Annotated in this window: 1 protein-coding gene; it reads right to left on the reverse strand. The window is 70.1% G+C overall.

The window, feature by feature from the left end; genetic code table 11:
* Positions 1–72: 72 nt before the first annotated feature.
* Positions 73–1,054: hypothetical protein (locus CH341_RS31475; RefSeq protein WP_111423660.1), on the reverse strand; the 982-nt coding region annotated here is incomplete at its 5' end.

The raw sequence follows: 1,054 nt of genomic DNA on the forward strand, positions 1-1,054 counted from the left end.
GTCGCGCCGCCGGCATCGCGCGACGGCGCGACGCACCGCATGGCGCGCCTCGGCCGCGGCCCGAACGGCCGGTCAGCGGGCGCTGAGTTGGGTCGCGATCCCCTCGATGCGGTTGCGCGAGTAGCTCGGCAGGCCGGCGCTGATCGAGGTGCCGGTGTTGAACGAGGAGTTGCCGGCCAGCACCTGGGCCGGCACCATGTTGCGCAGCACCGGAACCCCCTCGAGCTCCTTGCGCTTCTCGAACAGGTCGCTCTCCACGGCGAGCGCCACGAAGGTCGAGACGATGGTGCGGTTCGGGTCGGCCGGGCTCGGCTGCAGCACCGCCAGCACCTTGCCGAACTGCATCACCTGGTTGGCGTGCACGATGGTCTGCTCGAGCGCCGAGGCGACCGGCGTGTCGACCCCGGTGAGCTTCGCCACCGCCGCCTGGTCGATCTCCTCGGTCGGGACGATCCGCAGCTCGCTCTGGAACTCGATGTGGTCGGCGACCTGCTTGCCGCTGTCGCGCAGCTTGTTGAGCAGCATGATGGCGGCCGGCAGCTTGCCCTCGAACTGATAGCGCGACTGGATGCAGATGACGGTCGTGGCGTTCTCGCACCAGCGCCGGGTCGGATGGTGGCCCGAGAGCTTGGCGTCCTTGTTGGGCACGACGTCGTTCGGGCCGATCAGGCGATGCTTGATGGCCGGGTCCATCTTCTCGAGCGTCGCCAGCGTGGCGAAGCGGGCGAGGTCGACGCTGCCGGGGGCCCGCGCCAGCTCGAACTTCGCCTCGGCGACATACATGTGCAGCTTGCGCTTCACCGTCTTGGCGACGCCGTTCACCGTGGTCGTGACGCTCGGCTCGTCATAGGCCGGATAGAGGCCGAGGAGCTGCTTCTGCAGCGGCCGGGCCCGGGCCCAGTCGGAGAAGCGGATCAGGCCGGTCTTGGGATCGACCAACTCGTCGCTGCGGTGGTCCGTGAAGGCGATGGTGCCGGGCGGCAGCGAGCCGGGCGGCACCTTGGCGATGTCGGCGACGTCCTGGATGCGGAAGCCGGCCGCCGCGGCCGGCGCG

The sequence above is a fragment of the Rhodoplanes roseus genome, from assembly GCF_003258865.1.
Lineage (GTDB): Bacteria > Pseudomonadota > Alphaproteobacteria > Rhizobiales > Xanthobacteraceae > Rhodoplanes > Rhodoplanes roseus.